Below are 21,706 nucleotides of genomic sequence, written 5' to 3'. Positions count from 1 at the left end.
GCGCGGGGGGGAGGGGGCCCCAGCACGGGGCCGGCCCGCCCCCCGCCCCGCGGGGCCCCCCAACCCCCCCCCGCCCAAGGGGCCCGGCCGCGCCCCCAACCCCCGCGGGCTCGCGGGGGGGCCCCCCGCGGGCCCCCGCGCCAGAACCCCCGCCGATGCCGGTCGACTTGGCCGCCCCGCCACCCGCGGCGGCGACCCGACCGCCCATTCCCGTCGACTATGACCGGCTTTTCGAGTCGCCCGCCGACACCGACACATCGGACGGGCTCGGTGCGGACACTGCCTACGACCCCGATATCCCGGCGCCGACCCCGCCCATGCCGACGGACGCGCCGAAGCCCAACGGGCAGGCACCGCCGCCGATGCCCGTCCACTGGCCCGAGCAATCCCCAGCCGAGCACCCGCCGATGCCGGCCGACCTGACCGCCGCGCCACCCCCACCGGTACGGCCTCAACCACGCGGGCCCAAGGAACGCAACCGGGTCGCCAAACAGCCTCCGCGGCATGCGCGTCAAGACCCGGCCGAAGGGCCCAACCCGCAACTCGGCCGCGCCAAGTCGCAAAACAGCCACCGTGCCGGACCCCAATCCACCAAGGGCAACGCGCCCGGCCCCTCCCTTCCGTTGCGCCCATCCACCGCACCACCCAACGGCGGACCGCCGGAAACGCGGGGGCGAGGCGAACCAGCGGCACCCGCCGCGTCGGCGTCCGCCCCGGCCCGCGCGACGCCCGAACCCGCGGCGAGGCCGACGGCCGGCAAACCAGCCGCGCGACCGGTGTCGCGGCGGGGCTGGCGGCGCTGGGGCCATATCCTGACCCGGATCAACCTCGGGCTGTCGCGCGACGAAAAATACGAGCTCGAACTCCAGAACCGAATCCGCCGCCCCATTCACGGTTCGTACGAGATCGGAGTGCTGGGTCTCAAGGGTGGCGCCGGTCGGACGTCCGTGACGGCCGCGCTGGGTTCAGCGTTCGCTCAGTTACGCGGCGACAGGATCCTGGCTGTCGACGCGGACCCCGTTTCGGGAGACCTCGTGAACCGGGTCGGACGTCAGACCGCCGCGACCGTCGCGGACCTGGTGGCGAATCGAGCGCTGTCGCACTACAACGACGTCCGCGCCCACACCAGCATGAACGCCGTCAGCCTCGAAGTGCTCTCTGCCCCCGACTACAACGGGACGCGGCCGTTATTGAGCGCCGAGGAGTGGAAACGCGCTCTCGGGATGGTGCCCAGGTATTACAACCTGGTGGTGTCCGACTGCGGAGCCGACCTGTTCAGCCCGGCGGCGCATGGCGTGCTTGCGGTGGCGTCGGGGTTGGTCGTTCTGTCCACCGCCTCAGTCGATGGCGTCCGGCAGGCCGCGGTCGCGCTCGACTGGTTGCGCAACAACGGCTACGGCGATCTGCTCGATCGTGCATGTGTCGTCATCAATCACGTCGTGCCGGGAGACTCCACAACCGCGGACAGCGACGTGGTGCGACAGTTCCAGCAGCACGTCCACCCGGGCCGCGTTATCGTGCTGCCGTGGGACGAGCACATCGCCGCAGGCACGGAGGTGCAATTCGCCCTGCTCAGCCCGCCCTACCAGCGTAAGATCATCGAACTAGCCGCAGCACTGTCCGACGATTTCGACAGGAGTGAACGTCGTTGACCGCGTCGACCGCCAGCGCCGCTGCCGCGGCCCCGGCGACCGCCGCGGCACCCCCGCCGAAGCCGGCAACCACCCGGGTCACCATCCTCACCGGGAAGCGGATGACGGACGTCGTGCTGCCCTCGGTGGCGCCGATCGAGACCTACGTCGATGACACCGTCGCGGTGCTCGCCGAATTGCTCGAGGACACACCGGCGGACGTGCTGGCCGGCTTCGAGTTCACCGCGCAGGGTTCATGGACGTTCGCCCGCCCGGGGGCCCCGCCGCTGCCGGTTGACCAGTCACTGGACGACGCCGGAGTCGTCGACGGGTCACTGCTGACGCTGGTGTCGGTGAGCAGGACGGAGCGGTACCGGCCGCTTGTCGAGGACGTCATCGACGCGATCGCGGTCCTCGACGAATCGCCGCAGTTCGATCGGCCCGCGCTGAATCGCCTCATCGCGGTGGCGATCCCGGCTGTGGCGCTGGTGGTCGTCGTGCTGGCGACGCTGACCTGGGAGCACACCGGACGTCACCTGTGGTGGGCGCTGGGAATCGGCGTCGGGGGACTCCTCGCGCTGATCGGCGGCTGGGCCGCCAACCGGTTCTACCGGAGCGCGAACCTGTCGGAGGGTTTGCTGGCGGCGGCGTACCCCCTGATAGCGGTCGCCGTGGCGCTGGCCATCCCCCGGCCGCACCGGGTCGACTCGCTGGGCGCACCCCAACTCGCCGGTGCCGCTGCCACCGTCCTGTTCTTGACGCTGATGGTGCGCGGCGGCCCCCGGCGGCGGTTCGAACTTGCATCGTTCATCGAGGTCACGGCGATCGCGGTGACCGCGGCGGCCATCTGCTATGGCTACGGCTGGCAACAGTGGGTGCCTGCGGGTGCCATCGTGTTCGGCCTGTTCACCATCACGAACGCGGCCAAGCTCACTGTCGCGGTCGCGCGCATTGCGCTGCCACCCATCCCCGCGCCCGGCGAGGCCGTCGACCATGACGAACTGCTCGACGCGGTCAAGGGCGACGAGGCCGGCGATCAGGGCGAAAACCGGACCTGGCAAGCGATCATCGCGTCGGTTCCCGACTCCGCCGTGCGCCTCACCGAACGAAGCCACCTGGCCAAGCAACTGCTCACCGGGTTCGTGTTGGCCGGCACCCTGGTGTTGACAGTCGGGACGATCGCGCTGGTCGTGCGCGGCCACTTTTTCGTCCACAGTCTCGCCGTTGCCGGCCTCGTCGCGGCGGCGTGCGGGTTCAGGTCCCGACTCTATGCAGAACGCTGGTGCGCGTGGGCCCTGCTGACCGCCGCCATCGCCGTGCCGACCGGAGTGATGGTCCGGCTAAGCCTCTGGTATCCGGCCAAGGCGTGGCTTTTCCTGACGATGTACCTGGCGGTGTGCCTGGTCGCGGTGGCGATCGTCGCGGCGACGGTTGCCGTCCGCCGCATTTCGCCCGTCACGAAGCGGATTCTGGAATTGTTGGACGGCACCATTGTCGCCGCCATCATCCCCATGCTGCTATGGATCGCCGGCGTCTACGACACCGTTCGCAATATTCGCTTCTGAGCCACTCGGGCGACACCCCAATATCTCCGAAAAACTGGCGCAGTTCGGATGCGGCCCATTCACTAGGATTGTTGTAACACCGTCGACAGAGGATTGGGCAATGACTGAGCCACTGGTGGTCGATCCCTCGCGTTTGAAGGCTGCGGGTGCGACGTTGCGGGCGCTTGTTTTCCCGTCGGTGCCACCACCCATATCCGTGCCGGGTGCGGACGCGATATCGGCGGCGATCAACGAAACTCTTCCCGTGATTGAATCGCCCGTTATCAAAGGATTACCCGCCGTTGAATCGGCGGTCGTCAGAACCGGCTCGAGCATCGTCTCGGCGGCCGGAATGTATGCCGAGACGGATCAGGCCCTGGGCGAGCATGTAGGCGGCGCCCGGTTCCTCGCCGCCGTGCAAGCGCCGGCCGCCGGCCCGCCGACCGGTCAGCAATTGCGTGCCACCGCAGACGAATCGAAAGACAAAGACGGTCAAAAGCCCAAACCCGAGCCGAAACCACAGCCCGACAAGAAGGGTCAGCCGACAGACATCGCTGCACCGATGGCACAGCTCAGCGGAATGGGGCAGGCCCTCGGGCCTGTCACGCAAGGCATGCAGACCATCATGTCGAGCGTCCAGCAGGCCACGGGCAACATGGGCGGGGCTGCGGCGGCACCGGCGCAGCTCGCCGACGACACCACGAAGAAGGACCAGCCGGCCGACGGCCAAACGCAACTGGTCGACCAGACGAAGCCCGACGGGGACCAATCGCTGGGCACCGGCGCCGCGCCCGGTGACCGGGCGTCGGGGACCGCCCCGGTGCGGCCCACGACTGCGCACCGCGCAGAGCCGTCGGAGGTTGGGCTCTGAGCCGGCCGCGGTGACGTCGGCTCGCTTGTGGTGCAAGCGATTTCGAAGCGGGGCCGGGATGTCCGGCCCGTTCTAGGATGCGTCGGCCAGGGCTTCGTCGAGTAACGCGGTGATGCGCTTCCAGTACAGCCAGTCGGCGACCGCGGAGCGCTGGACATCGAGGTCGACTTCGGTACGCGCCTCGGCGAGCAGCGCTTCTTGAGCGTACGCAGCGTAAGTGCGGAATGCGCGCAGGTGGGCGGCTGAGCGGCCAGAGGCCTTGCTGGCCAACGGCTTTACCACGTCAAACCACAACATCGGGCGCTCGTCCACCGGCGGACTCGGTTCCGCCGGCGCCGCCGGCAACGTCGTCAGAAGTTGCTGCGCGTCGACCGTCCCCGCGTCGACCGAGGCCGCCAACTCAGCGGCCCCCGCGGGATCCACCACTTCGGAAGTGGGGTGTTGCCCGGCCGGCTCGGCCCCCGCCGGCGCTGCCGGCATCAGGTCGACCAATCGCGCGTCGCTGGTCGCCGCCAACTGTTCCGCCGCCGAGGGATCCACCACTTCCAGCCGGGATCGGCCGACCATGGCACCGCTGTCTGGGATGTCCTCCGGCGTCAACACAATCTTGGCGGCGCCGGGATCGGACTTCGCGAACTGCTCCTCGGTGGCGATCACCGCTCGCAGCTTCTTGTCATGGTGGTTCGCCCAACCTTGCACGGCCATCACGGGATAGGTGGCCCACCGCGCCCGCTCGTCAGCCGGGATCGCGTCGTCGGCGCTGGCCATGTGCACCTGTTCGGGCAACTGCACGCCGTCGGGTATGTAGGCCACCCCATAGCTGTTGGCCACCACGATCGAACCGTCGGTGGTCACCGCGGTCACCCAGAAGAAGTTGAGATTGGCCATCCCGCCGCTGCCGGGGGCGTTGAGCGCCGCCCCTATCCGCCGCGCCAACTGCAGCGGGTCGGTCCCGCCGCGCCGGGCCGCGTCGGCGGTCGCGGCATCGGCGATGGCGTCACGTTCCGCTCGCGCCGCTGAAACCGGGATGATCGGCAGTGGCACAACAACATCCGCCGTTTCCGCCGGGTCGGGGGACTGCACCTGCGCGGCGGCCGCCGCCCGCGGCGTCGTCCGCGCGGCCGAGGCCGGTCGCATCGTGGGNGGAGTCGTCGACGACGGCCGCACCCGCGGGAGCGACCGGCATGCCGGTCGCTCCCGCGGGTGCGGCCGTCGTCGACGACTCCTCCGCACGAGCCGCCGTCGAGGACGACGTCGCCGACGCGGGGGCCATGCCCTTGCTGCCCCCACCCGCGGTGGGTTGAGCCGCGGCCGCCGGACCCAGCGGAGCGGCGGGAGCCGCCGGACCCAGCGGGGCCGCGGGAGCCGACGGTCCACCACCAGGCCCCCCCGGGGCGCCCGGCGTCGCGGGGCCGGGCGCCCCGGGGGCTGGGGCACCGGGAGCGGGCGCCCCGGGCACAGGCGGCCGGTCGGTGGCGGGCGGCGCTACCGGAGTGGGCTGAGGACCGCCGCCGACGCCGGCGCCACCGCCCGGCGTCGGCATCCCGGGCAGCGAGGGCGCGGGCGTCATCGGTGGCGCCGGCGCCGGCGGTACCGTGCTCGGTTGCTCGGGGACGGGCCGCGGTCGATCTTCCTCGACCGGCGGGGTCTGCGGCGTCGCGTCGGGAAGCGTGAGGGGGGGCGGCGTCTTCTGGTCGAGCAGGTCGTCCAGGGCGTTAGGCGGTGGCTTCCACGCCTTGCTCGCCAGGATTCGCTCCGCCGTGCCTTCCATCGTGCTGACGTTGGCCCCGAGCGTCGTTGCGACCACGTTGTTGATGGCCGTGGTGCGCTCGGCGGCGTCCAGGCCGGAATCGCTTTCCAGAATGCTGATCTGCTGCTGCGCGGTTTCGACGTTCTCGGTGATGTCCGACTTGGCCTGCTCGATCGACTGGGCGGTATACCGATCCCAGGTGATGATGGTGGCCAGGCCGTTTTGCAGCGTCATCAACTCGTTGATGTTCGTCCCCAGCTCGCCGTCCGCGGCGCTCGCCGCGCCGCCCGACCAGACACCGCCACCGAAGATCTCGTTCCGTTGATACCGGCAGGTGTCCAAGACGTCTGTGACTTCCCGCAACACCTGGGTGTACTCCACGGCCCGGTCGTAGAGGGCATCCTCATCGACTTCCGGCCACCCGCCCGGCTCGAGCATCTGCTCGGAGTATGCACCGGTCGGCTTGGCAATACCCATCGCCTACTCCTCTCCCCTCTCCGAACATGCCGCCGGCATGGGCGAACCCGGGAGTTGGCGGGTGCCGAAGCTCATGGGTAATAAGCGTAATCGACGTGGGGACAGGCTAACTGCGGCAAAATGACCGACCGGCCGGGCGTTGATTACTTGTCAGGGCCACCGGCCTTGCGCGGTCGATTGCCGATGACGCCCTCCGTCCATTGCCGCTCCTCGGTGTACATCGACTCGTCCTCGGACTGCACGCGCTTGCCCTTGCCGGCATTTTGTTGGCCTTGACCGCCCATGGGCGCCATGCCGCCCATGCCCCCGCGCGGCCCCCGGGGCCGCCGACGCGGGACCGGCGGCCGCGCCGGTTTCCGTCGCGGGCTGTAACGGCATCGAGGGCATGCCGGCGCCGCCACCCCCGAGCGACGCCGGTTTGACCCCCCCTTTCATGCCGGCGGCCCCCTTCTTCAAGTCCTTCACGGCCTGGTCCAGCTTCGCGGTGTCCGCCCCCGGCGGCGCCGTGGGCATGCCGGGAACCGACGGGACGGTGGGCGCGGCGGCCGGCGGAGAGCCCCCGTCGTTGAGGGGGTTGTTCGGGTCGAATGGGTTGTTGGGGTCGAACGGGTTGTCGGGATCGAACGGGTTGTCGGGCTTGCTGGGGTCGTCGGTGCCGTCGTCGGTCTTCGGGGCGTCAATGCGTGTGGCCGGCACCGGGTTGTCGGGAACGATCTGCGCCAGCGGTATCTGTCCGCTCGAAACGTATTGGGCCAGCGCCGATTCGGACTGTGCCTGCAGCTTCTCGTACCATTCGATGGCGAGCGATATGTACCACTGGCTGTATTGTGTGTAGCGCTTGTACCAATAATCGCACTGCGACACTTCGTATGTGGTGGGATGCGCGCCTTCCTGCGCGTGCTGGTTTTGGTAGCCGGTCGTGAGGGTGGCCTTTTTGTGGGCGTCCACGACGATGTTGGCCTGTTTGGCAAGCTGGCGGCACTTCGCGACCATCGAAGATATCCATTGCCGCTGTTGGGCGAAGTTCGTCTCAACGGCGGTCCTGGCGTCGCCCTCCCACGAGACAAAGGGGCGGAACCGGTCGCTGGTCTCCCGCTGGAAAGTCAGCTGGAACGTATCCCATTCGGTCGCGAATGCCCGGAAGGCTCTGCCCTGGTCGCCGGCTTCGATATCCTTCGCGGCCTGGCGGACCTCGTAATAGGGATATTGGAACGCCGGTGGCGGTGGCGGCGGCGGTGGCAGATATCCGCTGTAATCCTCGTCCGGATCGCACAGGGCCGAGACTTGTTCGCTTGCGCCCGCGGAAGCCGACGTCCCTCCCGAGCCGTCGTTCATGGTCTTGTCGATGGCCGCCGCGGATCCCTCGTCGGCCTCTTCGTACGCCTTGGCCGCATTCCGCAGCGATTTCGCCAGGGTCCGCCATTCCCGTTGGCACGCCTTGAGGTACGTCCGCATCTGGTCCGCGTTTTGCGCGAGCTGTACGGCGGCATCCTTGACGAAAGAGATCTCGCACGGTCCCGGTGGGTTGGTGGAAGGGATTGCGGGAAGGGGTCGCTCGATTTCGTCCGCGCGCGCCATGAGCTCTTGGTATTCCACGTTCAGCGTCTGCGTCATGTCGGCTCATTCTCCTTGTGCTGAGGCCAGCATCCTCGGTTGCTCATGTCCTGGGTACGCCATCGAGGGAACGGTCGTGCGCGGGTCCGGAAAACGGGCGATCCCGCAATCGGCGGTGCGACACAGCGCCGGTGTCGCCGAGGAGCACGCCCGCTCCGGCGACACCGGTAGGCAGAGATGGCGTAACCACCGACCACCACCCCTCTCGTCTTGCCGGCCATGCGGGCGGTGCAGTGACGCCGCAGCCACTACCGTGTGCCATCCTATTCCACCGAACAGGGCCCACGCGCGGCGATTTTTTGCCTGATGACGCCGGTTGGTGCGGCTTTGCGGTGCACCGAATCGGGTGCCGGAGCGCACCGGGAATTCGGATTACGGCAACCGCGGACCGAGGTGGAACGCCGTGTGACGGACCGGTTCTCGCCGTTCGGCCCGAGCGGGGGGCGCGCTCGACCGGCCGCCGCAGGTCAGCGGGCCGCGAACCGGTTCCCCGACCATTTCGGATCATTCGCCGCCACGGAGAAAGACCCCGTCGGCCTGCAATACTCGGCCATCGCGTACGTCGATAAAGAATGGTAGATACCCCCTCAGGGTGAGACCCAGGGATTGCACCAGATCAAGGGCCTCTTGGGCGAGCATGCCACCTTCGTACAACGGCACGAAGGTCAATTCGAGTTGCACCCCCGCGCAATGGCGATTGACCGTTGACTCGCCCCCGGCGATCACCTGTTTCTCAAAGCCCTGCACGTCGATCTTGAGAAAGGCCACGTCGCCCGGCCCCAGCAGAGCCGGTGCGACGGAATCGAGTCGGCATATCGCCACGTCCTCGGTCCCGACATAGTTCGCCTGAGGATAGACATCCCGGTGGCTCTCCAGCATGGGTAACACCGAACTACTGGCACCCGAGTTGCCTGCGACGTTCATCTCGATCGTCCCGTCATGATCGCCGAGCGCACACTGCCGGCAATCCCAAAGCGGATCGCCCGATGCCGCGCGTTCCAACACGGAGAACGGCCCGGACAGCGGCTCGAAAGAGATTATGCGGCCCTCGAAGCCGGCCGAACGGAGCCCGGCAGCGTATTGTCCTGAATTCGCGCCGACATCAAAAACGGTGTTCACCCGGCGGGATTGGAGTTCTCTGACCAGAGTGCGGTTCCAATCGGATTCGGTAAAATGGCGTCTCACCGCGATGTCGGGACCATTCGCGATCCAATACACCGCGTTACGCTAACACGCTGTCAGTGCCTCCCCGGAGCATCCGGCACAAGACAGGCTGGGCCCGAAATCGGCTACGCTAGCCGGCAGTGAAACTCGACATACACCTTCAGACCCATTCCGACATAAGCGTGCACGGGGCGCACCGATACGTCGGCGCCCCGAAAAGCGAAATCATGCTGCGCTGCGCGCGGTCGCTCGTGACATCGATCAATCAAGCCGACGGCGACATCGTCTTGCGGGTCTTCGATGACCACTCGTCGGCCGAGACCGTCTCGATTCTGCGGCGGATACTTTCGACATGCAGCTATCCGGTTGAATTCGTCGCACTCGAGGACAGGGGCTACAACGCATCCTGCCTGGCATCGTTTTCCCGTGCGCGCGACGATGCTCGCGAGGTGGTCTATTTCGTCGAGGACGATTATCTGCATACGCCTTCGGCCATCGAGGAGATGCTGGCAGCGCACGCGTTGTTCAAGGACAAGCTCGGCGGGCGGGAAGTGGCCCTGCATCCGTACGACGATCCCAAAAATTATTGGAGCATGATATTCAGTCGTGAGGATTGTCGCGTGGTGTACGGCACGAAAAGGCATTGGCGCACCAATACACATACCACGAATACCTGCTGGGTCGAAGTGGGCACGTTACGGAGGAATTGGGAGCTTTTCGACCGGCTCGCGCGATACTCGAGCACTCCCTACGGCGTGGCGAATCACATCTTCGAAGCGTCGACGATCAACGAGATCTGGCGGGAGCAGGTGACACTTTTCACCCCGATACCGTCGCTGGGGCTGCACCTTCAATACGAAGAGCACAAGGACCCGTATCTGGACTGGGAAGAATGGTGGAACTCGGCGGCCTATTGATCCGGGCCGTCACGCGTCGCGGGACTCGAACAGCGCACAGTAACCTCGCTGATCTGCCGACTTGAATTGCCTGTACAGCTTGAATCTGAGGTCGCCGTCTCGCATCCGGGTGAGGAACCGCTCGAGCCCGCGTAGGAGGTCGTCGTACTGCTCCTCGAGCACTCCGAGGTGCGAGGCGCCGTGTTCCGATCGGTTCGTGTGCAAGATCCGCAGCGTCAGGACGGAAAGTCGGTCGACGATTGTGCCGGGGGTTTCCGTGTGCAGCGCGGCGCTCGGGCTGGGATTGAGACGAGCGAGCAGGGCGGCGTCGATGTCTTCGATGGCGGCGTTGCGCCGGGCGTTGAGGTCGTCGATGCAACGTTTCCTGCGAGCCACCTCGTTGTCGCCGGCACCGGGCCTGCGAACTGCGTCTTCGTGATGCCACAAGCCGAAGTTCATCGCGTGCAGGTGCAGGGCTTTGGCGGCGATGCTGCCGTCATCGGCGGCGCTGGCGGGCTCGGCGCCATGCCAGGACAGCGCGGTGTCGTGGAACTGCCGCACCGCGGACAGCAGCTCCGCGTCGGGCGAATCGTCTTGTGCGCCAGCGGGTGCATCATCCCGAAGTCGCGCCGCGGTATGGACGTGCTCTTCGGCGAGCTCCTCCATCGCGCTGAGGACCCGCTCCACGGTGATGTCCAGCATGCTGTCCGCATCGATGTGCCGGTGCGGCGCGAACCGAAACCCCCACGTCGCCGACTGCGTCGGGCCGAAGAGCCCGACCCCCGGCACGCGCGCCAAATCGGCGGCATGGAGCATCGAGGAGTCGATCCCCACGAAAAGATCGGCCTCGGCGACCAGGCCCATCGTGAGGTCAAGCGGCGCCCCGAGATAGGGAAATACGCGGTCGCGCTCGCGCCCCACGTTGAGCTCCTCGTGTCCCATCCCGACGACCCAGGCCACGAAATCGCGATGGCGTGACAAGAACCGGTCCAGCAGTTCGACGAACCTGCCGACCGGCCACCGCTTCTTCGCCCAACCGGTATCGGCGTGCACGACAAGCGCTTTCGTCCCCGAGGGTAAAGCGGCACGGATCGATCGAACGTCCTGCTGAACCGGCGTTGGGATGGGCACCGGCTGCGCGTAGGCCTCGATCCGCGCCGAAGGATCGAACAGCAACGCCAACTTGAACGCCAGGTCGGCCGAGTGCGGCACATCGCGCGGCAGCACAACGTCGTACGCAACGCCGGTCGGGAAGCCAATGCTTGTCGCGGGTGCGAGACGTTCCAGCAGAGGTCGCAGGAAAGCGTTCGAAGGCACCTCCCACGGCACGGCATCGATGAACAGGTCGACAGGGCCGATCTCGGACACCACGGCGTCATAGTCGAGGATTCGGTTTGAGGGTGGCCCCAACGAGGGCCCGACCGGCGGCGAGCCCGTGATGTCGACAAGGCGGGAATCCACTTCGCGGAAGCACAGGTCGTGGGCGATCTTCGGGCAAACCAGCGTGAGCGGGGCGGTGAACATCTCGCCCAACGCGCGCAAAGTCGGCAGCGTCAGCACCGAGTCACCGATGAGCGTGGAGAAATAGATTGTGGGCGTACGCGCGTGCAGCAACTGGCCCAGCATGCCACGCTCAACCGTGACCGCGTGACCGCCCTGCAGCACCGTCATTTCGCGCAATCCGACCATCCTTCGCAGAGCTTAGAACCATAAACCGACCGTGTCGCGTCGCGTTAGCCGGCGGCTTCGGGCCATCGTCCTGGGTGTACCGGCGAAACCGGTTCGGCGGCCATGGCTCACACGCGCTCTCCGGCCAGATCCTCCATCGCATCGAGCGCCGCCTCCACGGCGATATCCGCCATCAGCGGCATGTCGAGGTGCCGGTGTGGCCCAAACCGGAAGCCCCAGGTCTCGGACCGCGTCACACCGAACAACCCAACGCCCGGGACCCGGGCCAGGTCGGCGGCATGCAACATGCACGAATCGATCCCCACGAAAAGGTCCGCGCTGGCCACCATGCTCATGGTCAGGTCGAGCGGGAGCCCAAGCCGGGGAATCACCCGGTCACGCTCACGCCCGACGTTGAGCTCCTCATGCCCCATCCCCACGACCCAGGCCACGAAATCGGGGCGGCGCGACAAGAACCGGTCCAGCAGGTCGATGAACCTGGTAGTGGGCCAACGTTTTTCCGCCCAATCGGTGTCGGCGTGCACGACGAGCACCTTGACCCCCGCGGGTACGCCGGCGCGGATCGCCCGCGCCTGTTCCTGCACCGCTGGTGGAATGGGTAGCGGCTGGGCGTAGCTCTCGATACGTAGCGAAGGATCGAACAGGCGCGGCAACTTGAACATCAAGTCGGCGTAGTGGATCTGTTCCCTGGGGACCACGTAGTCATAACCGTAGTCGGTCGAGAAGCCGATGGTCGTCGTCGGCGCGAGGCGTTCAACCAGAGGTCGAATGACGGTGCTGGACAAGGCGCTCCACGTCAGGGTGTCGATAAAGACATCGACGGCGCCGATCTCCGCCGCCAGGGTTTCGTAATCGCGGGCCCGGGGCAGCGATCCCGGTAAGGGGTGCGGTCCCGCCAGGGGCAATCCCGTGGTGTCCACATGCCGGTCGCTGATCTCCCGGAAGCACAGGTCGAACACCACCTTGGGGCAGATCAGCGTGAGCGGGGAGGTGAACATTTCGGCCATCGCTCTCAGCGCCGGCAACGTCAACAGGGAGTCCCCGATATTGGAGACGAAACATGCCGCGGGCGTGTCCGCCCGCAACAGATCCCTTGGCAGGCCGCGCTCGGCGGCTACCGAGTCCCGCCCGGGGAAACTGGGGTTTCGCTCAGAACCGACCATCCTCCGGCAAAGCTTAGACTCTGCCGGTGTCCGCGGGACCCGTTCAGTCGTAACCGAACCGCCGCGCAAGGGTTTCAACCTGGCCCCAGACCCGATCGCCGGCGTCGACCCGGCCCCGGATGGGGGGCGCTTGGCGCAAGGGCGAAAGGTTGCCGACCTTCCACGGCAGCGGAACGCCGTCGCGCAAGAACTGATGGTCGCCGACGGTCTCGGGCGCTGAATGGGCGAGCGCGACGGCGCTGTCGGAAAAGGTGAGACCCCACCGGCCCAGGGCCGCGTCGAGCGTCGCCGTCGGTCGCCGCGCGAAGTCCTCGTAGCGCAGGACGACCAACTCGGCGTCGGCGGTCTCGAGCGGCTCCAGGCTGCTATCCACCAGCGCCAGCGCTTCGGCAACCGAATCCTTGATCCAGAAGTCCATCGGTGTCCGGTGGGGCGATTCCCGATGCACCAGACAGGAATTCACCACCTCTCGGGGATCGCGCAGGACGAAGAGCACCGCGGCCTCCGGAAAGCTGCGCCTGAGGGCCGCCAGCTGGGTCGCATACCTGGGGTTCTTTTCGCCCCAGATGACGCCGGGGCCGGCGATCTCGCCCATCAACGTACGCAGGACCAGTGCCGGGTCGGCCGTTTCCCGTGCGCGGCGCCGGTAGTCCAGATAGACGCCTCGCTCCAGCAGAAACGCTTGCAGCGTGCCGATCACCGACTCGCCGTACCTGCCGACCTGGATCAGATCGATCTCGTCGAAAATCCTGATGTTGTCATGGTGATTGAGGAACTGGGTGACCATGGTCATCCCGGATCGTGGTGGCCCCGTGACGAAAAGCTGCACGGCCGTCTCCCGCGCGGCTGTCAGGCGGGCATCACAAGACCTGGCCGGTCGTGGAGCTACTCAGCTCATGCCCACGGTGTTTTGCAGGGAACCGAGAATGTCGGTGAGGTTGGCGACCAGCTGCGCTTGCTGAGCTTGGATGGCTTCGGTCGCGCCGGCTTGCGCGTTGGCCAGCGCCTCGTTGATGCGCCGCTGCACCGTGTCGGCGCCCAGCCGCAGCAGCCCGTCTTCGATATGCAGGTCGACGAGGCACCGATGCCCGTTGATGGTCACTTCGACGGTTTCCGTCTCGTCCGATGCCGTGAACGATTCAGTGTTCGTATGGTGCATCTGGTCCTCGAGGGCCTTGTTGAACCGCTCGAACTGCGCCAACGTCTCAGTAACCTGCGGGTGTGGTTCCCTGCTAGTCATGTGCGAGGTTCCTTCAATCTCGGGGACGCCTGGCTGCGTGGCCGATTACCGGTATGGCCTCGCTCCACGGCAGACCCTCAGTCTAGGGTGACCCGACGCCGGTCAGTGACGGCTTTTTTGCTTGTTGCCCGCCGCACACCCTGGCCGTTTGTGCGATGACACCCGGAGTTTGCCGGCCGTTTCCCTAGCGCGGCAGCGCGCTCTGGTAGCGACTCTCCTCGGGCGGCGATACCGGTCGGATGGGTAGCTGGCGATGCCTCGGAGTGCTGATCACGTTGTGGCGCAGCGTCACCCGTGCCACCCCCGGGTGACGTCCGAGATAGGTGGTCGCGTGGGGCCACGCCACCTTCGATTCCGGCCCTACGTGCGCACCGATCAACTCGGCGAACTCGGTGAAACGCGGCCCGAGCGTGACGTTGCCGCCCGAGGCGGTGGCCCGCACCGCAAATTGCATGAATGCGCGGGCATCACCGAAGTTGATACTCGTGTCGATGTCGTCGAACGGCATGTACACCGGGTACTGGTTCGCCGTCTCGCCCACCAGCACGCCCGCCGACCCGATCGGGAGCTGGTAGTGCCGGTCGGGGACCAGGGACTGGCCGTGCAGCGCGGCGCGCTGGCTCCCGGACAGGCGGGTGAAACCCCGTGGCTTCTTCGGCGACTCCGAGGTGGTCAGCAGCACCGTCGACTGCGGCGTCCTGCCGGGCACCACCCGGACCCGGGTAATGGTGTGGTCGGCGTGCACCGACCACCATACGTCCGGCCCTCCGATCGCGGTGTAGGCCGCGGTGAAGTTGTTGCCGCCCTTGATCTTTGACCAGCGTTCCCGCTCGAAGCTGATCTCGGTGGCGTGGTCGTAATCATCGAAGCTGCGTCCACAGACGGCGTCGACGCCGTGCCCGGCGAGCTGGTCGGCGATACGCGTCGCCGACGACACCAGGTAGCGGATCAACCCAGCCACTCCATGGTCGCGCCGCTGCGCCGAGCGGCGGGTGCGCTGCGGCTCGGCGCGCAGCATGATCCAGGTCCGCCGGTGCGCTGGAGCCGGGTCGGTGCCGGTCACCTGCTGGTAGAGGCTGAGCAGCTCGGCCGACGCCGGCTTACCGGTCCGGTAGCCGGCCGAGACGATGTCGGCCTCCAGGTCGGGGCAGTTGATCTCCAACAGTTGCTCGAGCAGCCGGGTGTCCACGACGTCGTCGGTATGCGCATGCCCGTCGACGATGACCGTCGGTGTGAACGGTCGGGGGATGAGTTCGATGACGGCGACCAGGACTTCGCCCTCCCAGCGCACGGCCACATGCTCTCCCGGCTGCACGGTGGCGCCGACGGCCGGCTCGGAGGGAACGTCGGGCTGCCTGCGGCGCCGCACCAGCCAGGCGCACGCGGTACCGATCCAACCGGTCAGCCGGCGACCGCGGAACGTCACCAAGGCAAGTACCGCGGCCACCGCCACCAGAGTGGGTCCCGCCCATTGGTAGCGGGTTCTCATGAACAAGAGGATGCACAGCGGCGCGATCGCCGCGACCCACAACGCGTGGCCGCTGGAGAACCGTAACCGGAAGGCCCTCATGCGATTCAGCGCCTTCGCAGAGCTTGTCTGGTCAGGGTGGCCAGCCCCAACGCGACCAGCAGGCCGAAGATGCCCGCGGCGACAACGGTGATGGGCCCGTGATCAGGCGGCGGCACGGGGGCCGGGGGCTGAATCCGGTTGACAATCAACGGTGTAGCCGCCGGGGCGCCGGCCGGAATAGCCCATGTGAGTGCCGCGAACGCATCGACTGTGCCCGCCCCGACAGCGTCGTCGACGCCGCCGCCGGGGTGGCGCGCGCTGGCCGTGATCCGGTTGATGACCTGCGCCGGCGCCAAGTCCGGGAACTTCTGCCGAAGCAGCGCCGCGAGCCCGGAGACGTACGCGGCGGCGAACGAAGTGCCGGCGATCGGCACCGGGCCGTCCTTGCCGGGCAGGGCGTCCACCGGCTCGCCGTCGGGACCGAGCGCGACGATGTTCTCCGCCGGCGCCGCCGCACCCACCCACGGGCCGTGCATCGAGAAGGGGCTCGGCGCCCCGTTCTGGCCGACACCGCCCACGGCCAACACCAACGGTGCGTACCACGCCGGCGTGACGATCGTTTGCACCTGCTGCCACCCGCGGGGGTCGTTCGGCATGGACGGGTCGGGCGGCGGGTTCTGCGCGCAGTCGCCACCGGTGTTGCCGGCCGCGACGACGACCACGATGTTCTTGACGTTGACCGCGTAATTGAGGGCCGCTCCCAACGTGGATTCGTCGACCGGCTTTCTCACCTTGAAACATGCCGCTTCGCTGATGTTGATCACGTTGGCGCCCAAGTTGGCGGCATGCACCACCGCGCGGGCCAGGCTGCGGACGGATCCGGCCGCGGGCGACGCGTTGGGGTCGTTCTGGTTGGCCTGGTTGTCCTTCGGCTCGTACGCCTCCGACGTCTGGCGCAGCGAGATCACCCGGGCGTCCGGTGCGACGCCGACGAATCCGTCGGTCAGCGCGGGCCGGCCGGCGATGATCGACGCGATCAGCGTCCCGTGCGCATCGCAGTCGGACAGGCCGTCGCCGTCGGCAACGACGAAGTCGCCACCCGGCTCGGCGGGGACCCGAGGCGAGGGATCCACCCCGGTGTCGATGACGGCCACCGTGACGCCGGCGCCCGTCGCGAACCGGTGTGCCGCGCCGACGCCCAGGTACGCGTCGGCCCACGGTGGATCGTGAAAGTTGGTTCCCGGCAACGTCAATGGGGCCTTGCAGACGCGGCGCTGTTCGAGCGGTTGGTCAGGTCCCGTTGTGTCGGGCGGCATCGCGGCCGGGTCGATCGAGGGCGGGGCGACCGCCGACGCGGGGGGCGCGGTGAACAGCACGATCGTCAGCGTCACCGTGATCAGCCAGATACGGTGCACCGCCGGACACTCCATTTCGATCAGCCGCGGCGCTGGTCCTGCCCGCCGACCATTCGGGAGCAGTATTCGCGGACGTGGCGCCGCCTGCATCTTAAGCATGCCCGGCCGCATCGATGACGCGTTTCCTCGAGAGTGCGCCGGGTTACGCCCGGCGGCGCCTGGAGCCCCCAAAGAGCCGTCGCGGCACGCTTTTCCCCGCGCGGGTGGAATATGAACGCCACCGGAACGGCGGGTGTCCGCCGGCCGTCCAATGGATGGCGACTACCAGACGATGGCCGCCATGTCACGGTTGTCCGAACACACGCTGCGCACCGCGGCCTCGATGTCGGGGGCGGTGATGATCTGCAGGTCCTCGACGGTCACCGCCTGGCCGGCACGCTTCTGCGCGACCACGCGGGTGTCCCGGAAGCCCTCCGCGCGCTCGATGACGTTGCGGGCGAACCGGCCGTTCTGCATGGCGTCGATGCCGTGCCGCCCCCCGGGCGTCGTGTAATTGCGGATGGTGGTGGCCGCGTCCAGGAACGCCTCGCGCGCGGCGTCGTCGAGCTTGCTGGCGCGCGGTGCCGCGTAGCGCTGACCGATCTCGACGATCTCGGCCGGCGAATACGACTCGAACCGCAGCTTGCGGTTGAATCGGCCCGCCAAACCGGGGTTCACGGTGAGGAATTCGTCCACCTGGTCCTCGTATCCCGCACCGATGAAACAGAAGTCGAAGCGGTGCGTTTCCAGCGCGACGAGCAGCTGGTTGACGGCCTCCATGCCGATCATGTCGGGTGTGCCGTCTTGGTGCCGCTCGACCAGGGTATAGAACTCGTCCATGAAAATGATTCGGCCCAGCGACTTTTCGATCAGCTCGTTGGTCTTGGGCCCCGACTCCCCGATGTAGTGGCCGCAGAAGTCCGACCGGCGGACCTCGCGGATTTCGGGATGCCGCACGATCCCCATGCCGGCGTAGATCTTGCCCAGCGCCTCGGCGGTGGTGGTTTTACCGGTACCGGGCGGACCCACCAGCAGCATGTGGTTGGTCTGCCCCTCCACCGGCAGGCCGTGCTCGAGGCGCATCATCCGCACCTCCAGCTGGTCTTCGAGCGCCGACACGGCCTGCTTGACCGCCGCCAGCCCGACCTGCTTGGCCAGCAGAGCGCGGCCCTCGGCGAGCAGCTCGGCGCGCCGCTCGGCGGTGGCGTCGTCGTCGAGCTCATCGCGGCTCTTGGCCGTCGACGCGTCCCACCGGTCGGTGCGGCTGGCGATGGTTTCCTCGTCGGTGACGACCAAGTGCAGGTTGGGGTCGGCCAGAGCCGCCTTCGCGGCCTCGGTCAGGACGCCGTTGATGGTCGCCTTGGACAGCCAGACCTGAGCCTTGTCCTCCTCACGCAGCTGGCGGTGCACCATCCCGCGGACATAGGCCAGGTCGGCGACCAGCAGCGGGATATCGGCCGGCCCGATCGAGGCGGTCAGCACGTCGGCGTCGAAGCGGCCCGACGCGTTGGTTTGCCCGATCACGTCGACGCGGTCCAGCCAGTCCAGGGCGACCCTGCCCTGCCCCAGGTGGGCGGCGGCGTGGGCCGCCAGCGCGCAGATCGACGCCGTCACGGCCGACATGATGATGGCCTGCGGCGGCAGCTCCTCGGCGGCCGTCAGCAGCACGTCCGACCAGCGTTGCGTGGTGTACATCAAGAACGCCCGGGCCAGCTGGTGCCATTGGTAATTGGCCCAGGCATCCAGCAGGTCGCGATTGGCGAGCAGCCGGTCGGCCTCGGCGTACTCCCCGGCGATGGTCAGCGCCGACGACAACGCGAGCCCCACCTGCGACGCGTCGGTCACCGTGATCCCGATGTAGGGGCCCAGCTGGATCTCCGCGGCCAGCGTCTGCCCGATGCGGGTCGTCTCGCGGTGCAGCCATTCGCTGGTGGCGTAGAGCTTCTTCAGCGAGGCCAGGTCGTTGTCGCCGCACGCGATGCGGCCCAGCCACGCGTCGGCCATCGACGGGTCGGCATCGGTGGCGGCGACGAACTCGGGCAGCGCGGCCGCCCGGCCCTGCCTGTTCTTGACGGTCATGGCCCGGTCGAAATGCCTACGGGCGGTTTGCAGATCACCCATCGTGTGCGCTCATCGAACTATGCCTCAAACTCTTTGACGTCCTATGTGACCGACATGGTGACCGGCTCGAGACTCACGTAGCGGTTCTCGGCGCGGAACATGTCCATCTCGACCAGCCAGTCCTCGCCCGCCGCGCTGACCCGCACCATTGCGGGACCAACCTGTTCGATGATCACCTCGAAGTTGTGCCGGTGCCCTTCGGGCAGCCTGGTGCCCGAAGGCGCGACGGTGATCACGGTCGCGGGTCGCGGGGTGGGCGAGATCGAAGCGACGTGCTCCACGACGCTGACGGTGGTGCGCGGCGCGGGGCGGACGGTGCTGACGACGCTGATCTCGGGCATTCGCACGGTGGCCCAGCGCGTCATGTCGCGGGTGTGCACGCAGACCCGCTCGCCGGCGCCGGCGGTGCGGATCACGATGCGCTTGGCGATCGGGTCGTCAGCCGCCACGAAAACCCTTGACAGTTCACCGGCGTCGGTGACGGGGATCATGAGCCGGTCCCCGTTGCTCAGCTTCCCGATCAGCACGCCCGACGGGCCGATCTCGGTGAGCAGATGCTCCGGCAGCGGGCTGGGACGCAGCGCCCGCAGGTGGGGCCGCGGGCCGCACATGTTGGCCGCCGCGGCGGCGGCCTGTTCCCCGTTGAGCCGGCGCAGGATCACGCTGGGCGGGGTGGGAGCCGGTGTCGGTGTGCGCACGGTGATGGTCGCCGTGCAGGTCGCGTCCGGGTACACGGTCACATTCTGGATGACCTCGTCGACGCGCAGTGTCCACGCCTGCGACAGCACGCGCGAGTTGATCGCCTCGGCCGGATACGCGTAGGTCGTCATCCAGCCACCCTCGCCGCGGATGGCCTTCCAGCGCTGCACGTCCCCCTCGATCGCGTCACACCCCAGCCGGCGATCCAGCTCCGCCAGGTCGGTGGCGTTGGCCACCTTGGCCCGCAACCCCTGGCAGCGCAGCAGGCCCGCGATACGCTGCGCCACCGAAATGGCCGCGGCGCCAACGGTTGTCCGCCAACGCAGCGCTTGCGTGTTGTCGATGATCGACAGCCGCATGATCAACCAGGTTTCGCGCCGGCCAGCATATGGCGGGGTACCGATCTCCGAGTCATACACCCGCGGGTAGTCCCCGACGGTGCCGTGCCGGGAGCCGAGTGAAACGACGCTGATCGAGTCGAGCATCAAACCCAGCGCCTGGTGCATCATCGGCACCAATTCGACGACGTCGATGACGTTGTCGGTCTCGACGGTCACCGAGCCGGTCACCGTGGTGGCTTGGTGGGCCCTGCCCAGCAATTGCACCGCCACCACCGCGACGCCGTCCTGCACCCGGACGCCACCGCCGGAACGGTTGTTGGCCACGGTCAGTGGGGCGTCCCAGCTGATCGGCCGCCGGCCGTGGCGCCACAACACCAGCCACGACCACGCGGGCTGACCCCACCACCGGACGAAGACCAGGGCGATGCCAACCGCCGCGGCGACCGCGGCGCCGATGTAGCCGGCCGCCGCCCAACTCGCCACCGCGAGCAGGAACACGACCCACACCCCGACGACCCGTCGGTTGCTGCCCGGGCTGAACCCGGTCAGCGTGGACCTCACCGCGCCCTCCTCAGCCGCGCCGCAATGGCGGCCACGAGCACGCCGGCGGCCACCGCCCCGACGAACCCGATCGCGATGTTGCGGGGGTTCGTCGGGGCGGGCCGGATGATCCGGGTCTGCGCACCGGGGGGCATCCGATCACCCGGCGGGATGTTGAACGTCAGCGCCGCAACGGGATCGACCAACCCATATCCGACTTTGTTGTCGACTCCAGCGGGCGGGTTGTGCGCCGACTGCACGATCCTGTTGATCACCTGATGCGCGCTGAGACCCGGGTATTTCGCCCGCACCAGGGCCGCGACGCCGCTGACGTAGGCGGCCGAGAAGCTGGTGCCCCAGAACGGCATGTTCTTTTCGCCCGGCCTCGACGGCGGGTAGGCGTTGACCGGTCCGCCCCCCTGGGGTGAGAGGCCCATGATGTGGGTGCCCGGCGCCGCGACACCCACCCAAGGTCCCGACATGCTCTTGTCGAGCGCGGCGCCCGTGGCATCGACCGCACCGACCGACAGGACGTAGTCGGAAAACCAGGACGGCGACGAGACGACCTTGACCTGATGCCAATCCCGGGGATCCGACGGATCCAGCGGGTCGTACATCGGGTTGTTGTTGCAGCCGGCTTCCCCGTCGTTTCCGGCCGCGGCCACCACGACCGCGTCCTTGACCGTGGCGGCATACCACAGCGCCGCGCCGAGCGCGCGTTGGTCGGCGGGGGCCGAGGCCGGCAGGCAGGCGGTCACCGAGATGTTGATCACCTTGGCACCCATGTTGGCCGCGTGGACCACTGCGCGGGCGACCGTGTTGAGCGTGCCGGCTTTGACCTTCTCGTCGGAATTGGGATCTCCGGGCGGGGGGTTGACCGGCTCAAAAGCCCTGGACGACTGGCGGATTGAGATGATGGTGGCGTTCGGGGCGACCCCGACCACCCCGTCGGGCGCTCCCGGCGGCAGCGGCGGCACGGCGGGTTCGTCCTCGGTCTGCGGGTCCCGCGGCCCCGTCTTTTATAAACAATACCGAGCACACGACACGGCGGACTTACTCGTA

Annotated in this window: 14 protein-coding genes and 2 pseudogenes; 4 read left to right on the top strand and 12 right to left on the bottom strand. The window is 67.8% G+C overall.

Annotation, left to right across the window (positions count from 1 at the left end):
• The first annotated feature begins 776 nt into the window (after positions 1-776).
• The 3 genes from C1737_RS20125 (at position 777) to C1737_RS20115 (ending at position 4,046) form a co-directional block, all read left to right on the top strand.
• Complete coding sequence (locus C1737_RS20125; protein WP_233214799.1) at positions 777-1,652, top strand: MinD/ParA family protein; 876 nt, start codon at positions 777-779, stop codon at positions 1,650-1,652.
• The gene (gene eccD / locus C1737_RS20120) at positions 1,649-3,196 is read left to right on the top strand and encodes a type VII secretion integral membrane protein EccD (RefSeq protein ID WP_102419289.1); all 1,548 of its coding nucleotides are present in this window, start codon (positions 1,649-1,651) and stop codon (positions 3,194-3,196) included. Before C1737_RS20125 ends, eccD begins: the two co-directional genes overlap by 4 nt.
• A 100-nt stretch (positions 3,197-3,296) precedes the next feature.
• Positions 3,297-4,046: a hypothetical protein gene (locus tag C1737_RS20115; RefSeq protein WP_142393476.1), complete on the top strand. Its 750-nt coding sequence runs from the start codon at positions 3,297-3,299 to the stop codon at positions 4,044-4,046.
• Positions 4,047-4,118: 72 nt separating this feature from the next.
• Here C1737_RS20115 and C1737_RS27535 read toward each other — a convergent pair.
• From C1737_RS27535 to C1737_RS20095, 3 genes and pseudogenes are all read right to left on the bottom strand, one after another.
• Positions 4,119-4,391 (bottom strand): annotated as a pseudogene (locus C1737_RS27535) (secretion protein EspK); the annotation flags it as partial.
• A 2,032-nt stretch (positions 4,392-6,423) separates the two neighbouring features.
• The gene (locus C1737_RS26765; protein ID WP_158243987.1) at positions 6,424-7,887 is read right to left on the bottom strand and encodes a hypothetical protein; all 1,464 of its coding nucleotides are present in this window, start codon (positions 7,885-7,887) and stop codon (positions 6,424-6,426) included.
• A gap of 504 nt (positions 7,888-8,391) precedes the next feature.
• Positions 8,392-9,078 carry an FkbM family methyltransferase gene (locus C1737_RS20095; protein ID WP_233214842.1) on the bottom strand — a complete coding sequence of 229 codons (687 nt, stop codon included), beginning with the start codon at positions 9,076-9,078 and terminating at the stop codon, positions 8,392-8,394.
• Positions 9,079-9,191: 113 nt separating this feature from the next.
• Between C1737_RS20095 and C1737_RS20090 the strand changes: the two genes are divergently transcribed.
• Positions 9,192-9,968 carry a glycosyltransferase family A protein gene (locus C1737_RS20090; RefSeq protein ID WP_102419284.1) on the top strand — a complete coding sequence of 259 codons (777 nt, stop codon included), beginning with the start codon at positions 9,192-9,194 and terminating at the stop codon, positions 9,966-9,968.
• A 9-nt stretch (positions 9,969-9,977) separates the two neighbouring features.
• On the opposite strand, the gene C1737_RS20085 is transcribed toward C1737_RS20090, so the two are convergent.
• The 9 genes and pseudogenes from C1737_RS20085 to mycP (C1737_RS27530) form a co-directional block, all read right to left on the bottom strand.
• On the bottom strand, positions 9,978-11,618 hold the full coding sequence (locus C1737_RS20085) for a DUF4254 domain-containing protein (protein WP_233214841.1): 1,641 nt from the start codon (positions 11,616-11,618) through the stop codon (positions 9,978-9,980).
• 125 nt (positions 11,619-11,743) lie between these two features.
• Positions 11,744-12,799: a glycosyltransferase family 9 protein gene (locus C1737_RS20080; protein ID WP_142393475.1), complete on the bottom strand. Its 1,056-nt coding sequence runs from the start codon at positions 12,797-12,799 to the stop codon at positions 11,744-11,746.
• Between the two features lie 43 nt (positions 12,800-12,842).
• Positions 12,843-13,628: a sulfotransferase gene (locus C1737_RS20075; protein ID WP_156751720.1), complete on the bottom strand. Its 786-nt coding sequence runs from the start codon at positions 13,626-13,628 to the stop codon at positions 12,843-12,845.
• 60 nt (positions 13,629-13,688) lie between these two features.
• Positions 13,689-14,039, bottom strand: a complete 351-nt coding sequence (locus tag C1737_RS20070) for a YbaB/EbfC family nucleoid-associated protein (RefSeq protein ID WP_102419281.1) — start codon at positions 14,037-14,039, stop codon at positions 13,689-13,691.
• Between the two features lie 184 nt (positions 14,040-14,223).
• Entirely contained in the window at positions 14,224-15,609 is a 1,386-nt protein-coding gene (gene eccE / locus C1737_RS20065) for a type VII secretion protein EccE (RefSeq protein ID WP_068092235.1), read from the bottom strand.
• 5 nt (positions 15,610-15,614) lie between these two features.
• A complete protein-coding gene (gene mycP / locus C1737_RS20060) occupies positions 15,615-16,964 on the bottom strand; it encodes a type VII secretion-associated serine protease mycosin (protein ID WP_067922115.1) in 1,350 nt (449 codons plus the stop codon).
• Positions 16,965-17,225: 261 nt separating this feature from the next.
• Positions 17,226-19,064 carry a type VII secretion AAA-ATPase EccA gene (gene eccA / locus C1737_RS20055; RefSeq protein WP_067922084.1) on the bottom strand — a complete coding sequence of 613 codons (1,839 nt, stop codon included), beginning with the start codon at positions 19,062-19,064 and terminating at the stop codon, positions 17,226-17,228.
• A gap of 41 nt (positions 19,065-19,105) precedes the next feature.
• Positions 19,106-20,665 carry a type VII secretion protein EccE gene (gene eccE / locus C1737_RS20050; RefSeq protein ID WP_102419280.1) on the bottom strand — a complete coding sequence of 520 codons (1,560 nt, stop codon included), beginning with the start codon at positions 20,663-20,665 and terminating at the stop codon, positions 19,106-19,108.
• Positions 20,662-21,657, bottom strand: a pseudogene (gene mycP, locus C1737_RS27530) (type VII secretion-associated serine protease mycosin); the annotation flags it as partial. The pseudogene mycP (C1737_RS27530) and the gene eccE (C1737_RS20050), both read right to left, overlap by 4 nt.
• Positions 21,658-21,706 lie beyond the last annotated feature (49 nt).

This window comes from Mycobacterium sp. 4858 (genome assembly GCF_900240975.1).
Taxonomy (GTDB): Bacteria; Actinomycetota; Actinomycetes; order Mycobacteriales; family Mycobacteriaceae; genus Mycobacterium.
This window is presented reverse-complemented; position numbering and strand designations above follow the sequence as displayed.

Coding starts and splice junctions, on each gene's coding strand:
- C1737_RS20115 (WP_142393476.1), top strand. CDS start 3,297: ATGACTGAGCCACTGGTGGTCGATCCCTCGCGTTTGAAGGCTGCGGGT.
- C1737_RS26765 (WP_158243987.1), bottom strand. CDS start 7,887: ATGACGCAGACGCTGAACGTGGAATACCAAGAGCTCATGGCGCGCGCG.
- C1737_RS20085 (WP_233214841.1), bottom strand. CDS start 11,618: ATGACGGTGCTGCAGGGCGGTCACGCGGTCACGGTTGAGCGTGGCATG.
- C1737_RS20080 (WP_142393475.1), bottom strand. CDS start 12,799: ATGGTCGGTTCTGAGCGAAACCCCAGTTTCCCCGGGCGGGACTCGGTA.
- C1737_RS20070 (WP_102419281.1), bottom strand. CDS start 14,039: ATGACTAGCAGGGAACCACACCCGCAGGTTACTGAGACGTTGGCGCAG.
- eccE (WP_068092235.1), bottom strand. CDS start 15,609: ATGAGGGCCTTCCGGTTACGGTTCTCCAGCGGCCACGCGTTGTGGGTC.
- eccA (WP_067922084.1), bottom strand. CDS start 19,064: ATGGGTGATCTGCAAACCGCCCGTAGGCATTTCGACCGGGCCATGACC.